Source organism: Streptomyces sp. DSM 106670, assembly GCF_055792845.1.
Genome location: NZ_CM147704.1, coordinates 457,777 through 474,875, shown reverse-complemented (window position 1 = coordinate 474,875; position 17,099 = coordinate 457,777). Strand labels below are relative to the sequence as shown.

18 protein-coding genes are annotated in these 17,099 nt (G+C 72.5%); 10 read left to right on the top strand and 8 right to left on the bottom strand.

Going from position 1 to position 17,099, the window contains the following annotated elements:
• Positions 1-7: 7 nt before the first annotated feature.
• Positions 8-1,189, bottom strand: coding sequence for a glycosyltransferase (locus ACSMXR_RS02005; RefSeq protein WP_473171077.1), 1,182 nt, complete (start codon positions 1,187-1,189; stop codon positions 8-10).
• A 58-nt stretch (positions 1,190-1,247) separates the two neighbouring features.
• On the opposite strand from ACSMXR_RS02005, the gene ACSMXR_RS02000 reads away from it, so the two are divergent.
• From ACSMXR_RS02000 to ACSMXR_RS01985, 4 genes are all read left to right on the top strand, one after another.
• Positions 1,248-2,033 carry a glutamate racemase gene (locus ACSMXR_RS02000; RefSeq protein WP_473171076.1) on the top strand — a complete coding sequence of 262 codons (786 nt, stop codon included), beginning with the start codon at positions 1,248-1,250 and terminating at the stop codon, positions 2,031-2,033.
• 70 nt (positions 2,034-2,103) lie between these two features.
• Entirely contained in the window at positions 2,104-2,703 is a 600-nt protein-coding gene (locus tag ACSMXR_RS01995) for a hypothetical protein (protein ID WP_319601204.1), read from the top strand.
• Between the two features lie 189 nt (positions 2,704-2,892).
• Positions 2,893-4,482, top strand: a complete 1,590-nt coding sequence (gene lnt / locus ACSMXR_RS01990; protein ID WP_376188446.1) for an apolipoprotein N-acyltransferase — start codon at positions 2,893-2,895, stop codon at positions 4,480-4,482.
• Positions 4,483-4,515: 33 nt separating this feature from the next.
• A complete protein-coding gene (locus tag ACSMXR_RS01985) occupies positions 4,516-4,998 on the top strand; it encodes an NUDIX hydrolase (protein ID WP_137230798.1) in 483 nt (160 codons plus the stop codon).
• Positions 4,999-5,002: 4 nt separating this feature from the next.
• Here ACSMXR_RS01985 and ACSMXR_RS01980 read toward each other — a convergent pair whose 3' ends face one another.
• Positions 5,003-7,063, bottom strand: coding sequence for a neutral/alkaline ceramidase (locus ACSMXR_RS01980; RefSeq protein ID WP_473171075.1), 2,061 nt, complete (start codon positions 7,061-7,063; stop codon positions 5,003-5,005).
• A gap of 214 nt (positions 7,064-7,277) precedes the next feature.
• On the opposite strand from ACSMXR_RS01980, the gene ACSMXR_RS01975 reads away from it, so the two are divergent.
• Positions 7,278-8,231 carry a 5'-nucleotidase gene (locus tag ACSMXR_RS01975; protein WP_137230802.1) on the top strand — a complete coding sequence of 318 codons (954 nt, stop codon included), beginning with the start codon at positions 7,278-7,280 and terminating at the stop codon, positions 8,229-8,231.
• Positions 8,232-8,256: 25 nt separating this feature from the next.
• Here the strand turns inward: ACSMXR_RS01975 and ACSMXR_RS01970 are convergent, their stop codons facing one another.
• Together ACSMXR_RS01970 and ACSMXR_RS01965 are read right to left on the bottom strand one after the other, a co-directional pair.
• On the bottom strand, positions 8,257-9,702 hold the full coding sequence (locus tag ACSMXR_RS01970) for an alpha/beta hydrolase family protein (RefSeq protein ID WP_473171074.1): 1,446 nt from the start codon (positions 9,700-9,702) through the stop codon (positions 8,257-8,259).
• Positions 9,703-9,865: 163 nt separating this feature from the next.
• Positions 9,866-10,258 (bottom strand): hypothetical protein, encoded by a 393-nt coding sequence (locus tag ACSMXR_RS01965; protein ID WP_137230806.1) that lies wholly within the window; start codon positions 10,256-10,258, stop codon positions 9,866-9,868.
• 282 nt (positions 10,259-10,540) lie between these two features.
• Here ACSMXR_RS01965 and ACSMXR_RS01960 point away from each other — a divergent pair, with 282 nt between their 5' ends.
• Positions 10,541-11,326: an SAM-dependent methyltransferase gene (locus ACSMXR_RS01960; protein ID WP_381856187.1), complete on the top strand. Its 786-nt coding sequence runs from the start codon at positions 10,541-10,543 to the stop codon at positions 11,324-11,326.
• Between the two features lie 47 nt (positions 11,327-11,373).
• Here the strand turns inward: ACSMXR_RS01960 and ACSMXR_RS01955 are convergent, their stop codons facing one another.
• Positions 11,374-12,054: a hypothetical protein gene (locus tag ACSMXR_RS01955; RefSeq protein ID WP_030630155.1), complete on the bottom strand. Its 681-nt coding sequence runs from the start codon at positions 12,052-12,054 to the stop codon at positions 11,374-11,376.
• Positions 12,055-12,192: 138 nt separating this feature from the next.
• Between ACSMXR_RS01955 and ACSMXR_RS01950 the strand changes: the two genes are divergently transcribed.
• The 3 genes from ACSMXR_RS01950 (at position 12,193) to ACSMXR_RS01940 (ending at position 13,467) form a co-directional block, all read left to right on the top strand.
• Positions 12,193-12,624: an Hsp20/alpha crystallin family protein gene (locus tag ACSMXR_RS01950; protein ID WP_473171073.1), complete on the top strand. Its 432-nt coding sequence runs from the start codon at positions 12,193-12,195 to the stop codon at positions 12,622-12,624.
• A 96-nt stretch (positions 12,625-12,720) separates the two neighbouring features.
• Positions 12,721-12,978 carry a DUF2267 domain-containing protein gene (locus tag ACSMXR_RS01945; protein WP_473171072.1) on the top strand — a complete coding sequence of 86 codons (258 nt, stop codon included), beginning with the start codon at positions 12,721-12,723 and terminating at the stop codon, positions 12,976-12,978.
• Positions 12,979-13,029: 51 nt separating this feature from the next.
• On the top strand, positions 13,030-13,467 hold the full coding sequence (locus ACSMXR_RS01940; RefSeq protein ID WP_473171071.1) for a DUF2267 domain-containing protein: 438 nt from the start codon (positions 13,030-13,032) through the stop codon (positions 13,465-13,467).
• 71 nt (positions 13,468-13,538) lie between these two features.
• Here ACSMXR_RS01940 and ACSMXR_RS01935 read toward each other — a convergent pair whose 3' ends face one another.
• The 3 genes from ACSMXR_RS01935 to ACSMXR_RS01925 form a co-directional block, all read right to left on the bottom strand.
• A complete protein-coding gene (locus ACSMXR_RS01935) occupies positions 13,539-15,008 on the bottom strand; it encodes a SulP family inorganic anion transporter (protein ID WP_137230812.1) in 1,470 nt (489 codons plus the stop codon).
• 71 nt (positions 15,009-15,079) lie between these two features.
• Positions 15,080-15,676 (bottom strand): carbonic anhydrase, encoded by a 597-nt coding sequence (locus tag ACSMXR_RS01930; RefSeq protein WP_030082330.1) that lies wholly within the window; start codon positions 15,674-15,676, stop codon positions 15,080-15,082.
• A 316-nt stretch (positions 15,677-15,992) separates the two neighbouring features.
• Positions 15,993-16,646: a class I SAM-dependent methyltransferase gene (locus tag ACSMXR_RS01925; protein ID WP_473171070.1), complete on the bottom strand. Its 654-nt coding sequence runs from the start codon at positions 16,644-16,646 to the stop codon at positions 15,993-15,995.
• Positions 16,647-16,797: 151 nt separating this feature from the next.
• Between ACSMXR_RS01925 and ACSMXR_RS01920 the strand changes: the two genes are divergently transcribed.
• Positions 16,798-17,067 carry a hypothetical protein gene (locus tag ACSMXR_RS01920; protein ID WP_030082335.1) on the top strand — a complete coding sequence of 90 codons (270 nt, stop codon included), beginning with the start codon at positions 16,798-16,800 and terminating at the stop codon, positions 17,065-17,067.
• Positions 17,068-17,099 lie beyond the last annotated feature (32 nt).

The following is a 17,099-nucleotide window of genomic DNA, read 5'->3' as shown; positions in this document are numbered from 1 at the left end:
CGCGGCGTCACCGGTCGGGCGCGGCCTCCGGGCGCGCGTACGTACGGCCCTTCCAGGCCGCGCCCCGCCCCCGGTAGTGCTGCACCGCCGAGTCCACCGTCATCAGCAGATACAGCACCGCCGTCAGCGGCAGCAGCGGGCCCAGCCACAGCGACTGGCGGTAGTACGCCAGCATCGGCAGATACGTCGCCGTCATCACCGCCCACGCCGCACCGCCCGCCCAGGCCGCCACCCCGTCGCCCGTCAGCACCCCCGCCACCAGCGACGCGGGCGGCGCCACGTACACGAGCAGCAGCCCCGGCACCGTCCCCGCCAGCAGCAGCGGGCTGTGCCGCAGCTGGGCGTACGCACTGCGCGCGACCATCCGCCACAGATCCGCCAGCCGCGGATACGGCCGCACACTGTCCACCCGCTCCGCGAGCCCCAGCCAGATCCGGCCGCCGCCGCGCCGCACCTCCCGCGCTAGGGACACGTCGTCGATCACCGCCTGCCGGATCGACTCCGGGATCCGCGCCCGCTCGGCGGCCTCGGTGCGCAGCAGCACACAGCCCCCGGCCGCGGCCGCCGTCTGCGACCCGGGCCGGTTCACCCGGCGGAACGGGTAGAGCTGCCCGAAGAAGTAGACGAACGCGGGCACCACAAGACGCTCCCAGACGCTCTCCACCCGCAGCCGCGCCATCTGCGACACCAGGTCGAATCCGTCGGGGCCGCCGGGACCGGCCGCGGCGACCAGATCGCGCAGGCTGTCCGGCTCGTGCGCGATGTCCGCGTCGGTCAGCAGCAGGAAGTCCGGCTTGTCCCGCCGGGCCACCGCGATCCCGTGCCGCAGGGCCCACAGCTTGCCCGTCCAGCCCTGCTCCGGCTCCCCGGGCGACACCACGGTCAGCGGCAGCCCGCCGTACCGCCCGGCCAGGTCCCGGGCCAGCTGCCCGGTGCCGTCACTGCTGCAGTCGTCGACGAGGATGATCCGCGCGTCCCCCGGATAGTCCTGGACCAGCAGCGACGGCAGGCTCACCGGCAGCATCTCCGCCTCGTCGCGGGCCGGCACCACCACCGCCACCGACGGCCAGCGGGCCGGGTCGGTGCGCCGGGGGAGCCGCTGGTCCGTCCGCCAGTAGAAGCCCTGGCCCAGCAGCAGCCACACCCACGCGATCAGCGAACCCACGGCGATCCAGGCAACGGCGCTCATCCGCCGAAGTCTGCCCCACTGAGCCCGGTCCGCAAGGGCTGTCGGCTAGGGTGACCGGGTGAAGATCGCGCTCATGGACTCCGGAATCGGCCTGCTGGCGGCAGCGGCCGCAGTGCGCCGCCTGCGGCCCGACGCCGAACTCGTCCTCTCCAGCGACCCCGGCTCGATGCCCTGGGGGCCCCGCACGCCCGAGGACGTGACCGCCCGCGCGCTGGCCGTGGCCCGCGCCGCGGCGGCCCACCGGCCCGACGCGCTGATCATCGCCTGCAACACCGCCTCGGTCCGCGCCCTGCCGACGATCCGCGCCGAGTTGGAGCCCGCCCTGCCGGTCATCGGCACGGTCCCCGCGATCAAGCCCGCGGCCGCGGGTGGCGGCTCCGTCGCCATCTGGGCCACCCCGGCCACCACCGGCAGCCCCTACCAGCGCGGACTGATCGCGGACTTCGGCGGCACCGCCGAGGTCACCGAGGTCCCGTGCCCCGGGCTCGCCGACGCCGTGGAGCACGGCGACGAGGCCGCGATCGACCGCGCCGTCGCGGCGGCCGCCGCCCTCACCCCGCCCGACGTCCGGGCCGTCGTCCTCGGCTGCACCCACTACGAGCTGGTCGCCACCCGGATCCGCGACGCCGTGCAGCGGCCCGGCCGCCCGCCGCTCGCCCTGCACGGTTCGGCCGGAGCGGTCGCCGCCCAGGCGCTGCGCCGGATCGGCGCGGATCCCGCCCCGACGGCCGAACCCACCGGCACGCTCACCGTGCTCCAGGGCGGCCGTCCCGCCACCCTCCCGGAAACCGCCCTGACCTACGCCGAGGGCCGGATCCTGGCGGCCGCGGCCCCCGTCCGCTGACCGTACTTCTCGCCCGATCGGCCCTCCGCGTCCCCGGCCGGGAGCCCGGAACGCGGCTACGCTGCTGAATATGACGGACCACCCCGAGAGTGCGAGGCACGGGTCGAGCCAGGCGCCGCCCACGGAGTGGAACGGCCGCGCCACCAACCGCATGCAGTGGCTGCTGGCCCTCGCGGGCGCGGGCTGTGTGGCGCTCGGCATCGAGCTCGCCGTCGACGGGGCCTGGACCTCGGGCATCGCCCCGCTGCTGATGTCGGTGATCGGCTGCCTCGCCGCCGGACTCCTGATCCTCTTCGGAACGCTCGCCTTCGTCCATGTGTCCGTCAAGGTCGACGGGGACAGCCTGGAGGTGCGCTGCGGCCACGCCGGTCTGCCGCGCCGCCGGATCCTGCTCAGCCATGTGACGGGCGCGGACTTCGTCCCCCGGATCAACCCGCGCCAGTGGGGCGGCTGGGGCTACCGCTGGCGTCCCGAGCAGGGCACTGCCGTGGTGGTCCGCAAGGGCGAGGGCATGGCCCTGCGCCTGGGCGACGGCCGGGTCTTCACCGTCACGGTCGACGACGCGGAGACGGCCGTACGGTTCATCCGGCAGCGGCTGCACCTGCCCGCCACCGGCAACCGGCCCGGCAACCGCCCCGGCGGTCGACCCGGCGGCCGGTCCGGCGACTGACCGCGTCACCCCACTCCGCCCGCTGACCGCCTCGCCCCGCACCGCCCGGAAGCCCGGCACCGCCCCGCGTCGCGCCGCCGCCGAGCCGTGCGGCGCCGCCCCGGAGCCGCCACCCGCGTCCCGGTCCCGCGCAGGTCAACGCCGCCGCTCACAGCCGCCCACCGTAGACTCCGCCGGGTGAGCGCCACCATGACTCCCGTCGACGACCCGCCGCCCGCCGCAGCACCCCGGGCCGCCGGACTGCTGCCGCGGCTCCTCCGCCCGGCCGCCGCCGTGCTGTCCGGGCTCCTGCTCTACGCGAGCTTCCCGCCCCGGACCGTGTGGTGGCTCGTGCTGCCCGGGTTCGCGCTGCTCGGCTGGGTGCTGCACGGCCGCCGGCTCCGGGCCGCCTTCGGCCTCGGTCTCCTGTCCGGCCTCGGCTTCATGCTGCCGCTGCTGCACTGGACCGGCGAGGACGTCGGCCCGGTGCCGTGGCTGGCCCTGGCCGCCGCGGAGGGGCTCTTCATCGCCGTGGGATGCCTGGGCATCGCCGCGGTGACCCGCCTCGCGTACTGGCCCGTGTGGGCGGCCGCGGTCTGGGTCCTGGACGAGGCGGTCCGCGCCCGGATCCCGTTCGGCGGCTTCCCCTGGGGCAAGATCGCCTTCGGCCAGTCCGAGAGCGCCTTCCTGCCGCTCGCCGCGTTCGGCGGCACCCCGCTGCTCTCCTTCGCCGTCGTGCTGTGCGGCTTCGGGCTCTACGAGGCGGTGCGCCAGGCCATGGCGTACCGGTCCACCGGCAAGGTCCCCCGCGCGGCCGTCGCCGGGGCCGCCGCGAGCATCCTCGTACCGATCGCGGGCGCCCTCGCGGCGCTGCCGCTGGTCGACGACTCGGCCGAGAACGGCACGGCCACCGTCGCCGCGATCCAGGGCAACGTGCCGCGCCTCGGTCTCGACTTCAACGCCCAGCGCCGCGCCGTCCTCGACAACCACGCCAAGCGCACCACCCAGCTCGCCGACGAGGTGAAGGCGGGCAAGGCGAAGCAGCCCGACTTCGTGCTGTGGCCGGAGAACTCCTCCGACCTCGACCCCTACCTCAACGCGGACGCCCGCCAGGTCATCGACGACGCCGTCAAGGCGATCGGCGCCCCCACGGTCGTCGGCTCGGTCGTCGAGAAGGGCTCCGACAGCCTGCGCAACACCCTGATCGAGTGGGACCCGGACCGGGGCCCCGTCGACACCTACGACAAGCGGCACATCCAGCCGTTCGGCGAGTACATGCCGATGCGCACGGTCGCCCGCTTCTTCAGCGAGGACGTCGACCGGGTGCAGCGCGAGTTCGTCCCCGGCAGCGAGGTCGGCGTCTTCGACCTCGCGGGCACGAAGGTGGGGCTCGTGACCTGTTACGAGGCCGCCTTCGACGACGCCGTGCGCGACACCGTGACCCACGGCGGCCGGATGATCGCCGTGCCCAGCAACAACGCGACCTTCGGCCGCAGCGAGATGACCTACCAGCAGCTGGCCATGTCCCAGGTGCGGGCCGTCGAGCACGGCAGGGCCGTCGTCGTCCCCGTCACCAGCGGGGTCAGCGCGGTGATCCGCCCGGACGGCACGATCGTCCAGAAGACCGGGATGTTCACCCCCGACGCCCTCGTCGCCGAGGTGCCGCTGCGCTCCTCGCTCACCCCCGCCACCCGGATGGGCCCGTTGCCCGAGGGCGTCATCGCGCTGCTGGCCCTGGCGGGCCTCGGCTGGGTGAGCGTCTCGGCGGTCCGGGCACGCCGGAGCCGGGGCACCGCGTAGGAGCACCCGGTCCGGCCACGTAGGCTCGGATCCATGGCTACTCCCGACTTCATCCGTGAGATCCGCGCCACCGCCGGGCACCAGCTGCTCCTGCTGCCCGGGGTGACGGCCATCGTCCTCGACGACGAGGGCCGGGTGCTCCTCGGGCGGCGCGCGGACACCGGGAAGTGGTCGGTCATCGGCGGGATCTCCGAGCCGGGCGAGGAGCCCGCGGCGACGGCGGAGCGCGAGGTGCTGGAGGAGACCGGCGTGCACTGCGTGGCCGAGCGGGTGGTGCTCACCCAGGCACTGGAGCCCGTGCAGTACGCCAACGGCGACCGCTGCCAGTATCTCGACATCACCTTCCGCTGCCGGGCGACCGGCGGCGAGGCGCGCGTCAACGACGACGAGTCGCTGGAGGTGGGCTGGTTCCCGCTGGACGGGCTCCCGCCGCTCGGCGAGTTCGCCCTGTTCCGGATCAAGCAGGCCCTCACCGAGGGCCCCGCCTGGTTCCAGCCCACCCCGCGCACGGACTGACCGCCTAGCCGACCGTGAAGGCGCCCGTCGCCCCGGTGAACGGCGTGATCCTGCCCAGCAGGTTCTTCGCGTCCCCGTGGTGCACGATCCGGTAGCTGCCGGGCGCGGTGTCCGCCGCAATGTCCCAGGTGATCGTGGCCTTCGAGGTGCCGGTCAGCCCGTTGAGCCTGCTCCAGCGGTAGGTGGTCTCCCAGTCACCGTCGTCCAGCACCCGCTTCCAGGAGCCGTTCTCCAGCCGCTGCACCTCCAGGAAGGTGGAGCCCCGGCGGACGTTGTTCTTCGGGTGCCCGGTCGCGAACTCGACGGTCGCGGTGGAGCCGCGCGCATACGAGGCCTCCGGGGCCTTCAGGACCCCGCCGAACGCCTTGCCCGAGGGCGGGTTGTCGTACACGACCCCCGTCTGGAAGGTGAACTGCCGCGCCGACTCGTCCGGCGGCGCCGTGCCCCGCTCCGGGTCGGTGCCCTCGCGCAGGGACGTCGCGATCCGGTCGTACTCCTGTTGGTAGGCGGGCAGGGTGTAGCGGCCGTACAGCGTGGAGCCGCCCTCGTAGTTCTGGGTGTCGTACTCCTCCGGCGTCGTGACGTACTGGCTGTAGGCGTTGGCGTACCCCTGGAGCAGGACGCGGTCCAGCGGGACGCCCAGCCGCTCGGCCACCGTGCGGCGCACGCGCAGACCGGAGGTGATCGTGAACTCGCCCGGGGCGGCCACCAGATGCAGCTCGCCGATCTTCATGATCTGCAGCGGCAGGATCTTCGGGGTGACCGGGTGGACGTTGCTCAGCAGGCCGGTCGGGATCAGGCTCGCCTTCGGGTACTGGCAGGTCTGCAGCCAGGACGGGGTGTCGATGCGCAGCGCGTCGATGATGCCCGCGACCGGAGTGCGGGTGCCCTCCTCGAAACCGGGGATCGCCGGGCCGTCCTCGACGCTGCCGGCCAGCGTGGACGCGCCCACGACGGCGGGGCAGGTGCGGTGCTCCTTGCCGTCCGGGGTGTACTCCGGGCGTACGGTCACGTTCTCCATGTCGACGTAGGCGAGCCTGGAGTCGACGCCGCCGGCCACCGGCCGGGCGGCGTCGTAGATCTCGCGGGCCTTGTCGAGCTGCCGCTCACCGATGATGCGCGTGTTCTCGAACTCGTCCTCGGTGGGCCCGGATCCGGGCTTGAGGTTGAGGTTCGGCGACATGTCGCCGGCGTTGGTGTTGGGGAAGGCCGCGACGAACCCCGGGGTGTCGTCGAGATAGCGCACGCCCTCGTGGTCGTGCTCCCAGGCGTAGGAGGCGTACCCCTTGTTGTCCGGGCTGATGAGCGTGTTCTTGTTGGTGATCGAGGTGTTGTGGGTGGCGAACCAGCTGATCGCGCCCGCGTCCTTGTCGCCCTGCTTGAAGCGCAGCACGGTCATCGCCGGGTCGATCGCGTCGGGGAAGGCCGCCCGGTCGGCCGCCGGGTTGCGGTCGAACGCCTCCCGGGAGCGGTTGACGCTGGCGTTGGTGAGCGTCCCCGTGCCCAGGCTCATCGTGCCGGGCTTCAGGTCCTCGTGGGCCTTCGCGACGGAGTCCGTGATGCCGTCGACGATCGCCCGGTAGGTCTCCTTCTGGAAGCCGAGGACGGAGAGGTTGTAGGCGACGTGGTGGGAGTGTCCGCCGGGCCCCGAGTGGGTGTGGGTGGCCGACAGCAGGACGTTCTCCTCGTCGTACAGGCTTCCGTAACGCTCCTTGAGCCGGGCGATGACCCCCTGCTGGACGGACTGGAAGATCATCGCGAGGTCGGCGTTGACGTACACCACGCGCTTGCCGCTCGACCGGTCGACGACGACGAAGGCGCGCGACCGCTGCCGCTGATGGATGCCCGAGGTCTTCTGGTCGAAGCTGGAGTAGCCCATCATCCCGGTCTCGGCGGCCTCGCCCGTGACATCGGCGATGCCGCGCCCGACGAGATAGTCCCCGTCGTCGGCGGTGCCCGAAGCGGTGGCGGGGGAGGGGGCGCCGAGGGTGACCGCCCCGAGGGCGGCGGCGAGCACCGCGACGGGGAGCCTGCGCCGGGAGCGGCGGGTGGTGGGGGGTGGCATGGAACCTCCTGGGGCGGGAGACGGGTTGCCCGGGCCCGGTCGGCGGCTCACCGATGTGGAGGGGCCGGGGCAGTGCCCCGACGGTAGAGGAGTGTGACCTGCGTCGCATAGATGTCTACCGGCCAGTAAAGAGGAAGGTGGCCCGTGCGCGAACAGCCGTGCGGCGGTGCGATAGTTGGGGCGCGTCGGCACGGTGCCGACCGGAGGGGGTGCCGTGCACTACGAACTGGCCGACCGGCTGGTCATCGGGATCGCGTCCAGCGCTCTCTTCGACCTGACCGAGTCGGACGCCGTCTTCCGGGAACAGGGCGAGGAGGGCTACCGCGCCTACCAGGAGCAGCACGTCGGCGACCGGCTCCGACCGGGCACCGCGTTCCCCTTCATCCGGCGTCTGCTGTCGCTGAACGACCTGGGCGAGGTGAACGACCCGCTGGTCGAGGTCATCGTCCTGTCCCGCAACGACCCCGACACCGGACTGCGGGTCATGCGCTCCATAGAAGGCCACGGGCTGCCCATCAGCCGGGCGATCTTCACGCAGGGCCGCTCGCCCCACCGGTTCATGCCCGCCCTCAACATGTCCCTGTTCCTGTCGGCGAACGAACAGGACGTCCGGGACGCGGTCGCCACCGGGCTGCCCGCCGGACATGTCCTGGGCGCCCCCTACGAGGACGACGCGGACGACCACGACCTGCGGATCTCCTTCGACTTCGACGGGGTCCTGGCCACGGACGCGTCGGAGCAGGTGTTCCAGGAGGGCGGCATCGAGAAGTTCCGCGCCCACGAGGTCACCCACGCCGGGGTTCCGCACGACGCCGGACCGCTGCGGGACTTCCTGGCGAACGTGAACCGGATCCAGCAGTGCGAGGAGCAGGAGCGCCGGAAGAACCCCGACTACCGGACCCGTCTGCACGTCTCCATCGTCACGGCACGCAACGCGCCCGCGCACGAGCGTGCGGTGCAGAGCCTCAAGGGCTGGGGCGTGACCGTCAACGACGCGTTCTTCCTCGGCGGCATCGACAAGGGCCGGATCATGAAGATCCTGAAGCCGCACATCTTCTTCGACGATCAGCAGGGCCACCTGGAGAGCACCTCGCGGACCACCCCGAGCGTGCATGTGCCGTTCGGGAAGCTCAACGAACCGGTGGCGCCCGCGGCCCCGGACGCCTGAGCGCGTACCCGCGCGGCGGGCCGGTTCAGCCGGCGCCCTCCGGCCGGTGCACCGTCACCTCCCCGTACGAGGAGAGCGCGGCCGGCAGATCGACGGCGGTGCCGCGCAGGGTGGCGTCCAGGAAGGACCGGGTCGCCCCGGCCGTGATGCGGTGGCCTTCCGTGCGGCCCAGGGAGCCGATGACGCCGGGCACCGGCGGCAGAAAGAGCGGGGCGTCGGTGAAGGTGAGGTGTGCGGCCCCGGGCACGGTCAGCCGGTAACCCGCCGTGTCGCTGAGCTCCAGCACCCGGGTCAGCCGGGGCAGATAGTCCGGGTCGGCCCCCGGTCCGATCTCCTGGGTCAGGGCCAGCACGGGCTGCTCGAAACGATCGCCGACGGGCCCGTGCGGAAAGCCGTCCAGATCGACGACCGCGTCGAACCGGCGGTCCTGACGGGCCGCCCGCAACGCGGCCGCGCCGCCGAGCGAGTGCCCGGCCGCCGCGACCCGCCCGGTGTCGATCCGCCCGGCCAGCGGCCCTTCGCCCGGGCCCCGGTCCAGCCGCTCCAGCCGGCTGAGCACCGCCCGCAGATCACCGGCGCGCGTCCGGGTCCACTCCTCGGCCGACGCCCGGTCCTTCGCCCGGTCGCCGGTGGCCGATACCCGGGTACGGAGGGTCCGCCCGTCCGACAGGACCACGGCGGCGGAGTCGTACGGATGGTCGACGGCCGCCACGACATAGCCGTGGGAGGCCAGTTCCTCCGCCCAGGCGGTGTTCTGGGTGCGCACACCGCCGAGCCCGGGCGAGAACACCACCACCGGGAAGCGCCCGCCGCCGTCCGCCACCGGCGCACCCGGCACCGCGTGGCTCCGGGCGCGCGGCAGGGAGTCGAGCAGGAAACCGGGAACCCTCGCGTAGTCCGCCAGCGCCGAGGAGACCGTACGCGCCTCCGCCTCCGTACGTCCGAGGTACCGCGCCCGCCCGGCGTCCGGACCGCTCCGGCCCGCCGGGTACCAGAGCTGCACCACGAGCGGGCGCGGCTCCGCGTCCGGGCCTGCTCCGGCGGGGCGCGCGGACCACTCCAGCGCCTCCGTGCCCACCGGGAAGTCTCCCGTCGGCGCGGGGAAGTCCGGCACCGGAAACGTCCATACGGACACCGGCCCCGCCGCGATCAGCGCGGCGCACACCACCGAGCCCGGCACCGCCAGCCACCACCGGGCCCGCCACGGTGTGCGGCCGGCGCGCCGGGCCGACACCGGTGCGAGCAGGAAGGCGCCGACGACGGCCGCCGCGACGACCACCGGGACCAGCTGCCAGCGGAGCCCCGTCATGACGAGGACGGTCACCGATCCCGCCAGCAACGCTCCGGCGGCGAGCGCGGCCGGTCCGCGCAGCCGGCCGGGGAGCCAGCGGGCCGCCACCAGGACAAGGGCGCCGAGCACGGTGAGGGCTTCCGGGGCGGACAACGGCAGCCCCGCGGTCGGATCGTTCATGCGGACATCGTCCGGCCGGCCGGCGGCCCGCCGCATCGCGCTCACGTCGCAACCGTGTGCGACCTGAGACGCATACGGCGACGGCGCATGTCATCCCGTACGCGTATCCCGTCGCACGGGCGGATCCGGTCCGGGCCCCGGCCGACCCGGACCGTTCCCGCGCTCAGCAGCCGAGTGAGATCTCCTGGCTCCACGCGTCGTAGCTGATGTGGTCGCTGTCCCAGCCGTGCGTCCGCACCTGGTACGTGTGCGTGCCACCGACACAGGGGACGCCGGTCGAGTAGACGAAGTTGAAGGCGCCGCCCTGCCAGAACTCGGCGGACTTCACCAGTTCGCCGTCACGGAAGAGTTTCAGATAGATCTTCGCGCCGCCGTCCGGCGGCAGCGTGGAACAGTTCCACGGAGCCTCGGCCCAGACGTAGTTGCCGGTGTGCATCGGGTTGCTGGCGCTCACCGAGCACTGACCGAGGGCCTCGGCCTGCCGGGCGGCCGCCGGAGCCGTGGCGAGGCCCGATACGGCCCCGGCCAGGGCCAGAACGGTGAGAAGGCGCTTCATGGCGGGAATCGGGAACATGGTGGACTCCGGATCTCTGTCGGGACGGCCGCCCGCAGCGGACGCCCTCACCTGTGTACCGATGGTCACGATCATGATACGTAGAGTGACAACAGGCGGGGCGGTGTGGGTCGCGCCGCGCCATGCCGGCTGAGCCGGACGGACGAGCGCCGCGGCCTCGTCTCCACCGCGTGCCGTCGAACGGCGGGGTACGGTCGCCACCAGGGCCCCGACCAGTGCGAATCCGGTCAACGGCCGTGCACGGACAGCGAGTAGAGGAGAGAGATGAGCGTCGACGACGAAGAATTCCGCCGCAGCATCCGGTCCGACGTTCCCCACTCGGCGCGCGTCTGGAACGCGTGGCTGGGCGGCAAGGACCACTATCCGGTGGACCGGGAGCTGGCCGAGGTGGTGAGCGCGGCCTACCCGCAGATGGTCGACATCGCCCGCGCCTCGCGCGCCTTCCAGATCCGCGCGATCCGCTACCTCGCCTCGGCGGGAGTGCGCCAGTTCCTGGACGTCGGGACCGGGCTGCCGGTGGCGAACAGCACCCATGAGGTGGCGCAGAGCATCGCGCCCGACTCGCGGATCGTCTACGTGGACAACGACCCGATCGTCCTCGCCCACGCCGAGGCGCTTCTGACCAGCGCACCGGAGGGCCGCACGGCCTATGTGGACGCCGATCTGTCCGCGACGGACACGGTGGTGGACGAGGCGGCGAAGACGCTCGACCTGTCCCGGCCCGTCGCCGTGCTCCTGCTCTCGACCCTCGGACACCTCGTTCCGGCCGAGGGCATCGAGGTCGTCCAGCGGTATCTGGCCCGGATGCCCTCGGGGAGCTATCTGGTGCTCTGCGACACGGTGAAGACCCCGCAGACGCTGGCGGCCCAGGAGGCGTACGCGTCGGGCGACAACCCGCCCTACCTCGTCCGGGAACCGGAGGAGATCACCGGCTGCGCCGAGGGGCTGGAGCTGGTCGAACCCGGCTTCGTCCCGATCGACCGCTGGCGGCCCGAGGAGGAGGACGCGGTGTCGGTCGACCAGTGGGGCCTGGTCGCCCGCAAGCCGTAATCGCGGGCGCGGGCGTCGCCGTGGCCACCGCCGTACGGCGGTGCGGTTCATCCGCTCCGCCTCCGGTTGGCCGTGTCCTCGCGCAGCCGACCGGCGTGGCGGGTGAGTGAATCGACGCGGTCCGCCAATTGCCGGTGACCCGGCGCGAGATGAGGATGGAGTGCGCCGAGGGGGGTGACCAGGGCGGCGGCGTCGTCGGTCCCGAGCGCCTGGCGGAGCCGGTCCAGCGAGCCGTCCGCCGAGCTGGGGAGGTCGGCCAGTGCGGTGATCTGTCCGGCAAGGGACCGCAGGTCCGCTGCGTTCTCCCGGGCCCAGGTGGTGATCGACCGGTCCCCCGCCCGGCGGTCTCGGGTCGCCTGGACCCGCTGCTCGCCGGTGCTGCCCGCGGAGCCGGGGCGCAGCCGCAGATAGCGTCGCTCGGCGGCCTGCCGGCTGGCGACGCCCAGCGGGTCGGCGAGGTCGGCCCAGCTCGCTCCCGCCGCTCGGGCCGTCTCGATCAGTCCGGTCTCCCAGCCCGCGAGTTGCTCCCGCACCTCGCGCAACAGCTGGAGCGAGGCCAGGGCCTGGGCTCGCTCGGTGTCCGGTGCGGAGCCGGTCGCGTCACCGGTGCCGGCATGCGCGTCACGGACCGCCTCGTCGATGGCCTTGAGAGCCGCCGACGCCGCGAGGAAGGTGATGGCGTCCGGCGCGGGGCGGTCGGGCCGTTCGGGGTGGGCTGATGCGGGCACGGGGTCTCCTTGGCACTCTCGGGGATTCTGTCGTCCTTTCGGTGACATGGTCTGTTGTCATCGAATGGATGACATGCTACAACGGTGCCAGGTGAAAAGCACGGGCTGTCCGCCCGATCGACTGGAGGTGTTTCCGTCATGCTGATGCGTACCGACCCCTTCCGTGAACTCGACCGGATCTCCGAGCAACTCCTGCGCCCCGGCACCTGGTCGCGGCCTTCGGCGATGCCGATGGACGCGTACCGCGAGGGCGACGAGTACGTGGTCGCATTCGATCTCCCCGGGGTTTCGCCGGACGCGATCGACATCGACGTCGAGCGGAACATGCTGACCGTCAAGGCCGAGCGTCGGCCCGCGGCGAACGCCGATCGCGTGCAGATGGAGCTCTCCGAGCGTCCGCTCGGCGCCTTCTCCCGGCAGATCGTCCTCGCGGACACGCTCGACACCGAACACATCGACGCCGACTACGACGCGGGTGTGCTGACCCTGCGTATCCCGATCGCCGAGCGCGCCAAGCCGCGGAAGATCGCCATCGGCGGGGAGTCCCGGCGCAAGCAGATCAAGGGCTGACCGAGGTCCGCCCGTGAAAGCGGCGAGGGCCGGGACGGATCTCCCCCTCTTCCCCGGTCCCGGCTCCCGCCCACACCGTTCGAGGGGGCAGCCGAGATGACGCTGCGATGGGAGTCGTTCCTGGACCGGGTCCGGGAACGCGGCGAGTACGGGACGCGGACGGAGGCCGAACGCGCCGCGCGCGTCGTCCTGGCCCTCCTCGGCGCACACCTGGTCGGCAGGGAACGGGCCGAACCGGCCGCCGTCCTCGGCGTCGTCGCGGACGCGGCCGGCGAGGAACCCACCCGGCGCATCCCGCTTCAACTGCCTCCCGACTACGACGTGTTCTTCGGCGGGCGGGCGAGGGACACCTGACGTGATCCACCTCGCCGCCCGTCCCCACCGACGAGAAGGACTGCCGTCACGATGATCCACGAACCTCGGAAGACCGGCGCACCGGAGGGTACGACGACCGGCCGTCTGCTGGAGAAGATCCGCTACGAGGGCGCCTATCCGACGCGCGAACGCGCCGAGGAGAGCCTCCGCGCGGTACTGGGCGCGCTCGGCCGTCAGGTCACCGGCGACGAACGTGTCGCGCTCGCCGCCGCACTGTCCAGAGAGGCCGCGCTGGTCTTCACCGCCGAAGTCCCGGCGGTGCGGCAGTGCTCCGGAGCCGCCTTCGTCCGCGATCTCGCCGAGCGGACCGGAGGCACTCCGGCGACCGCGCGGTGGGACGCCGGCGTCGTCCTCAGCCAGATCGCCTCAGTGGTCGGCGACGACCTCGTCGCCCGGATCGTCGCCCAGCTGCCGCCCGGCTACGCGCTCCTCTTCGGCCGCGCCGAACTACTGGCGCAGGCCGCCTGATCCGGTGGCTTTGTGGCGGCACCGGAATCGGTGCCGCCACTCGCTGCGTCTGCTCGCCGCCTGGACCGTCTCTACCGGCGGATCGTCACCGGCTCGATCTCCGCGTTGTTGTGCCGGCGCGCCCAGTTCTCCAGGGCGACCCGGCAGGCGTGGTCGAGATGGCGCAGCCCGGTCAGGTCCAGCTCTATGGGCTGATCCTGCGGGAGCTGTTCCAACTGCTCCAGGATGCGGGGCAGTCGCAGGAAGGTGGCATTGCCGGTGAGGGTCACCACGACCCGGCCGCCGGTGAGCTCGTGGGTGGTGAGCTGTACGTGCGAGGTCTCCCAGGCCGACTTGACCACGGCCAGCAGCAGACCGAGCACGACCCCCTCGAAGAGGTTGGTCACCACGATGGCGATCGCGGTGATCGCCAACAGCACCGCCTCGCCCCGGTGTTCGCGCCACAGCGGGCCGAACTCCTTGGCGGGCACCAGCTTGCACCCGGCGTGCACGAGGATCCCGGCGAGGGCGGCCAGCGGGATGATCCCGACGGCGGCGGGCAGCAGCGCCGCGAAGAGCAGCAGCCACAGACCGTGGGCGATCCGGGAGAGCGCGGTGGTCGCCCCGGCCTGGACGTTGGCGGCGCTGCGGACGATGACCGCGGTCATCGGCAGGGCCCCGAGCGCCCCGCAGATGGTGTTGCCGACGCCTTGAGCCACCAGCTCCTTGTCGTAGTCGGTACGGGGTCCGTCGTGCATCCGGTCGATGGCCGCCGCGCTGAACAGGCTCTCGGCCGAGGCGATGAGAGCGAAGGCCAGCACGGTGCCGATGACCGCCACATCGGCGAGCCGGCCGAACTCCGCCCCGCCGGGCAGGTCGATGGCGTGCAGCAGTCCGTTCACATCGGCCACCGCGGGCCGCAGCCCGGCCAGGGAGGCGACGGCGGTGGCGAGCGCGACCGCGGCCAGTGGCGCGGGGACGATGCGTACGGTGGCCGGGAGTCTCGGCCACAGCAGGAGCACGGCGATCGTTCCGGCGCCGAGACCGAAGGCGGTCAGCGCCTCCTGGTCGGTGACGATCTCGGCGGCGAGACCGGGGAGTCCGGCCAGTTTGGCGAGCCCGCTGCCCGGCTGTTCGGTGTCGGCCATGGCGTACACCTGGCCGAGAATGATGATCAGGCCGATGCCGGCGAGCATGCCCTGCACCACGGAGACGGAGATGGCGCGGAACCAGCGGCCGAAGCGGGCCAGGCCCAGCACCACCTGGAGCAGCCCGGCGGCCAGCACGATCGGGCCGAGCGTGCTGAGCCCGAATTCCTTGACCGCCTCGAAGACGAGCACGGTGAGTCCGGCGGCGGGTCCGCTGACCTGGAGTTTGCTGCCCGGCAGAAAGCCGACGACGAGCCCGCCGACGATGCCGGTGACCAGGCCCAGTTCGGCCGGCACTCCGGAGGCGACGGCGACGCCGACGCACAGTGGCAGCGCGACCAGGAAGACGACGAGTGACGCCAGCAGGTCGCGTCGTACGACGTGGGGGTTCTTGAGTTCCTTCGCGGAAATCACGGTGGCTTCCCTTGTGGGTACGGTCGCACCCGGCCGGGGCCGGGCACGTGAGGGTGGGGGGAGGGAAGCCGTCAGAGGCGGGCGAACTCGGTCCCGCGCTCCGGCCGGTGAACACTGATGGAACCGGTGTCCACCTCGTAGTACCAGGCGTGCAGGCCGAGGGAGCCCTCGGCGAGGCGCTCGCGCACCGCGGGGTAGCCGCGCAGGGTGTCGAGCTGGGCGAGGGCGTGGGCCTGGATCGCCCCGGGGAGATCGGCGGGGTCCGCCGCCGGATCCCTGCCGTCCGTGGAGTGCTCCAGCCAGTGGCGGACGGCGGGCATGGCGGAGAGGTCGTCGCCGCGGAACACGGCGCCCACCGCGCCGCAGTGGGAGTGCCCGCACACGATGATGTCGCGCACCTGGAGCATGCGCAGTGCGTACTCGATGGTCGCGGCCTCACCGGTGGGCCGGTCCTGCGCCGGATAGCGCGGCACGATGTTTCCGGCGGTGCGGAGTTCGAAGAGCTGTCCCGGGCGGGCGCCGGTGAACAGTGAGGGGACGACACGTGAATCGGAACACGTGACGAAGAGTGCTTCGGGGGTCTGGCCGTCCGCGAGACGTTCGAAATCCTTTGCGTTCGCGGCGACGTGCTCGGTGAATGTCCGGGCGTGGTCTACGAGGGACTGCATGGTGGCCTGCCTCCTGCATCCGGCGGTGCCGGGGAGCGGTGTGGTCGGGTCATATTGACGAATGCGCTGTTTGTATCCGTATGGATGTTCGGAATGGGGGAGGTGTCTCACCTCGCGGTATGCCGGATGGCAGCCGTCATGAGACCCACTCCGGTCGCTCCTCGCGGATACGACTACAGCTGAGCATATAGACCAGAACTTTGCTATCGCATTACCTTCTTGTGAAGGAACGCGAATGCGCCATCCTTGTCATTCATTCGGCTTGTTCTTTGTGATCGCCAATGGTCAAGGCGTGCCGTGTGGGAAGGCTGCGCCGTCAGTTGCGGCGGCCGTGCAGAAACAGATGCGGCTCGGGTGCGCCCGCCGGGTGGTCCGGAGTGAACAGCGCGCTGTGCGACCACTCCACAAAGACGCCCGCCCGCTCGGTCAGCGCGGTGAACTCCTCGGCCCCGAAGCTGGACACCCGCACCGGCTGACCCATGAACACCGCGTCGACGTCCGCGACGTCCACCGGCACCGTCGCGACGGCCAGCAGCCCGCTGGGCCGCAGCGCCCGGACGAGCCGCTCCAGCAGCTCGCCCTGCTCCCCGCGCGACAGCTGCAGCAGCGAGAAGTACACACAGACCGCGTCGAACTCGCCCTCGGCCAGCGGGAGATCACGGATGTCCGCACACCGGAACTCGGCCCCCGGCACCTGCCGGGCCGCCAGCGCGGTCATCACCGGCGACACATCCACGCCCAGCACCCGGTGGCCCGCGTCCGCCAGGGTCCGCGCGGTGGGCCGGCCCGTCCCGCTGCCCACGTCCAGCACCCGGCTCCCCGGCGCGAGGTCCGCCAGCAGTCTCTCCAGCGACGCGCGGTGGGCGTCCGAGGAGGCGAAGGCCAGTTCGTACTCCGCGCCCAGCGCGTCGAACACCGCCGCGGCAGGACTTCCGTGACCCTCGCCCACACGTCCCTGGCTGTCACCCATCGAGGCGGTCCTTCCGTGCTCCGGCTGCCGGCCGGGAGCCATCTGCCCGGCCGCTGTGAGCGTCCCCCGGGGAGCGCCTGAGTATGCCGGGCCCGCACCCCTGAGTACGTTCCCCGATGTTCCGGACCGCGGGCTGCTGTTCGATGGCCGTATGACCTCCGAAGCGCCGCGCCACCCCCGTATCCAGCACGTCACGACCGCCGGTTCCGCCCTGGCCGTCACGCTGCTCCCGCTCGTGGTCGGCGTGCTGCTGGCCAAGACCATGGCGGCGGACCCGATGACGTCGGTGAACGCGCTCGTCACCAACGGCGGGCACCGTCCGCGGGTGTCGCCGAAGGAGTGGCGCCGGTGCGGCGGCCACGCGCTGCGCCGGCTGCGTACCGCGGAGCGGCCGTCCCTCACCCGCATCGGCACGCGCTGACGCCGTCCGGCCGGATCTCATCGGCCGGACGG

Bases quoted from the DNA above. Each gene is read 5' to 3' on its own strand.
- ACSMXR_RS02005 (WP_473171077.1), bottom strand. From the start codon at position 1,189: ATGAGCGCCGTTGCCTGGATCGCCGTGGGTTCGCTGATCGCGTGGGTG.
- ACSMXR_RS01995 (WP_319601204.1), top strand. From the start codon at position 2,104: ATGACGGACCACCCCGAGAGTGCGAGGCACGGGTCGAGCCAGGCGCCG.
- lnt (WP_376188446.1), top strand. From the start codon at position 2,893: ATGACTCCCGTCGACGACCCGCCGCCCGCCGCAGCACCCCGGGCCGCC.
- ACSMXR_RS01985 (WP_137230798.1), top strand. From the start codon at position 4,516: ATGGCTACTCCCGACTTCATCCGTGAGATCCGCGCCACCGCCGGGCAC.
- ACSMXR_RS01980 (WP_473171075.1), bottom strand. From the start codon at position 7,063: ATGCCACCCCCCACCACCCGCCGCTCCCGGCGCAGGCTCCCCGTCGCG.
- ACSMXR_RS01970 (WP_473171074.1), bottom strand. From the start codon at position 9,702: ATGAACGATCCGACCGCGGGGCTGCCGTTGTCCGCCCCGGAAGCCCTC.
- ACSMXR_RS01965 (WP_137230806.1), bottom strand. From the start codon at position 10,258: ATGAAGCGCCTTCTCACCGTTCTGGCCCTGGCCGGGGCCGTATCGGGC.
- ACSMXR_RS01960 (WP_381856187.1), top strand. From the start codon at position 10,541: ATGAGCGTCGACGACGAAGAATTCCGCCGCAGCATCCGGTCCGACGTT.
- ACSMXR_RS01950 (WP_473171073.1), top strand. From the start codon at position 12,193: ATGCTGATGCGTACCGACCCCTTCCGTGAACTCGACCGGATCTCCGAG.
- ACSMXR_RS01945 (WP_473171072.1), top strand. From the start codon at position 12,721: ATGACGCTGCGATGGGAGTCGTTCCTGGACCGGGTCCGGGAACGCGGC.
- ACSMXR_RS01940 (WP_473171071.1), top strand. From the start codon at position 13,030: ATGATCCACGAACCTCGGAAGACCGGCGCACCGGAGGGTACGACGACC.
- ACSMXR_RS01930 (WP_030082330.1), bottom strand. From the start codon at position 15,676: ATGCAGTCCCTCGTAGACCACGCCCGGACATTCACCGAGCACGTCGCC.
- ACSMXR_RS01925 (WP_473171070.1), bottom strand. From the start codon at position 16,646: ATGGGTGACAGCCAGGGACGTGTGGGCGAGGGTCACGGAAGTCCTGCC.
- ACSMXR_RS01920 (WP_030082335.1), top strand. From the start codon at position 16,798: ATGACCTCCGAAGCGCCGCGCCACCCCCGTATCCAGCACGTCACGACC.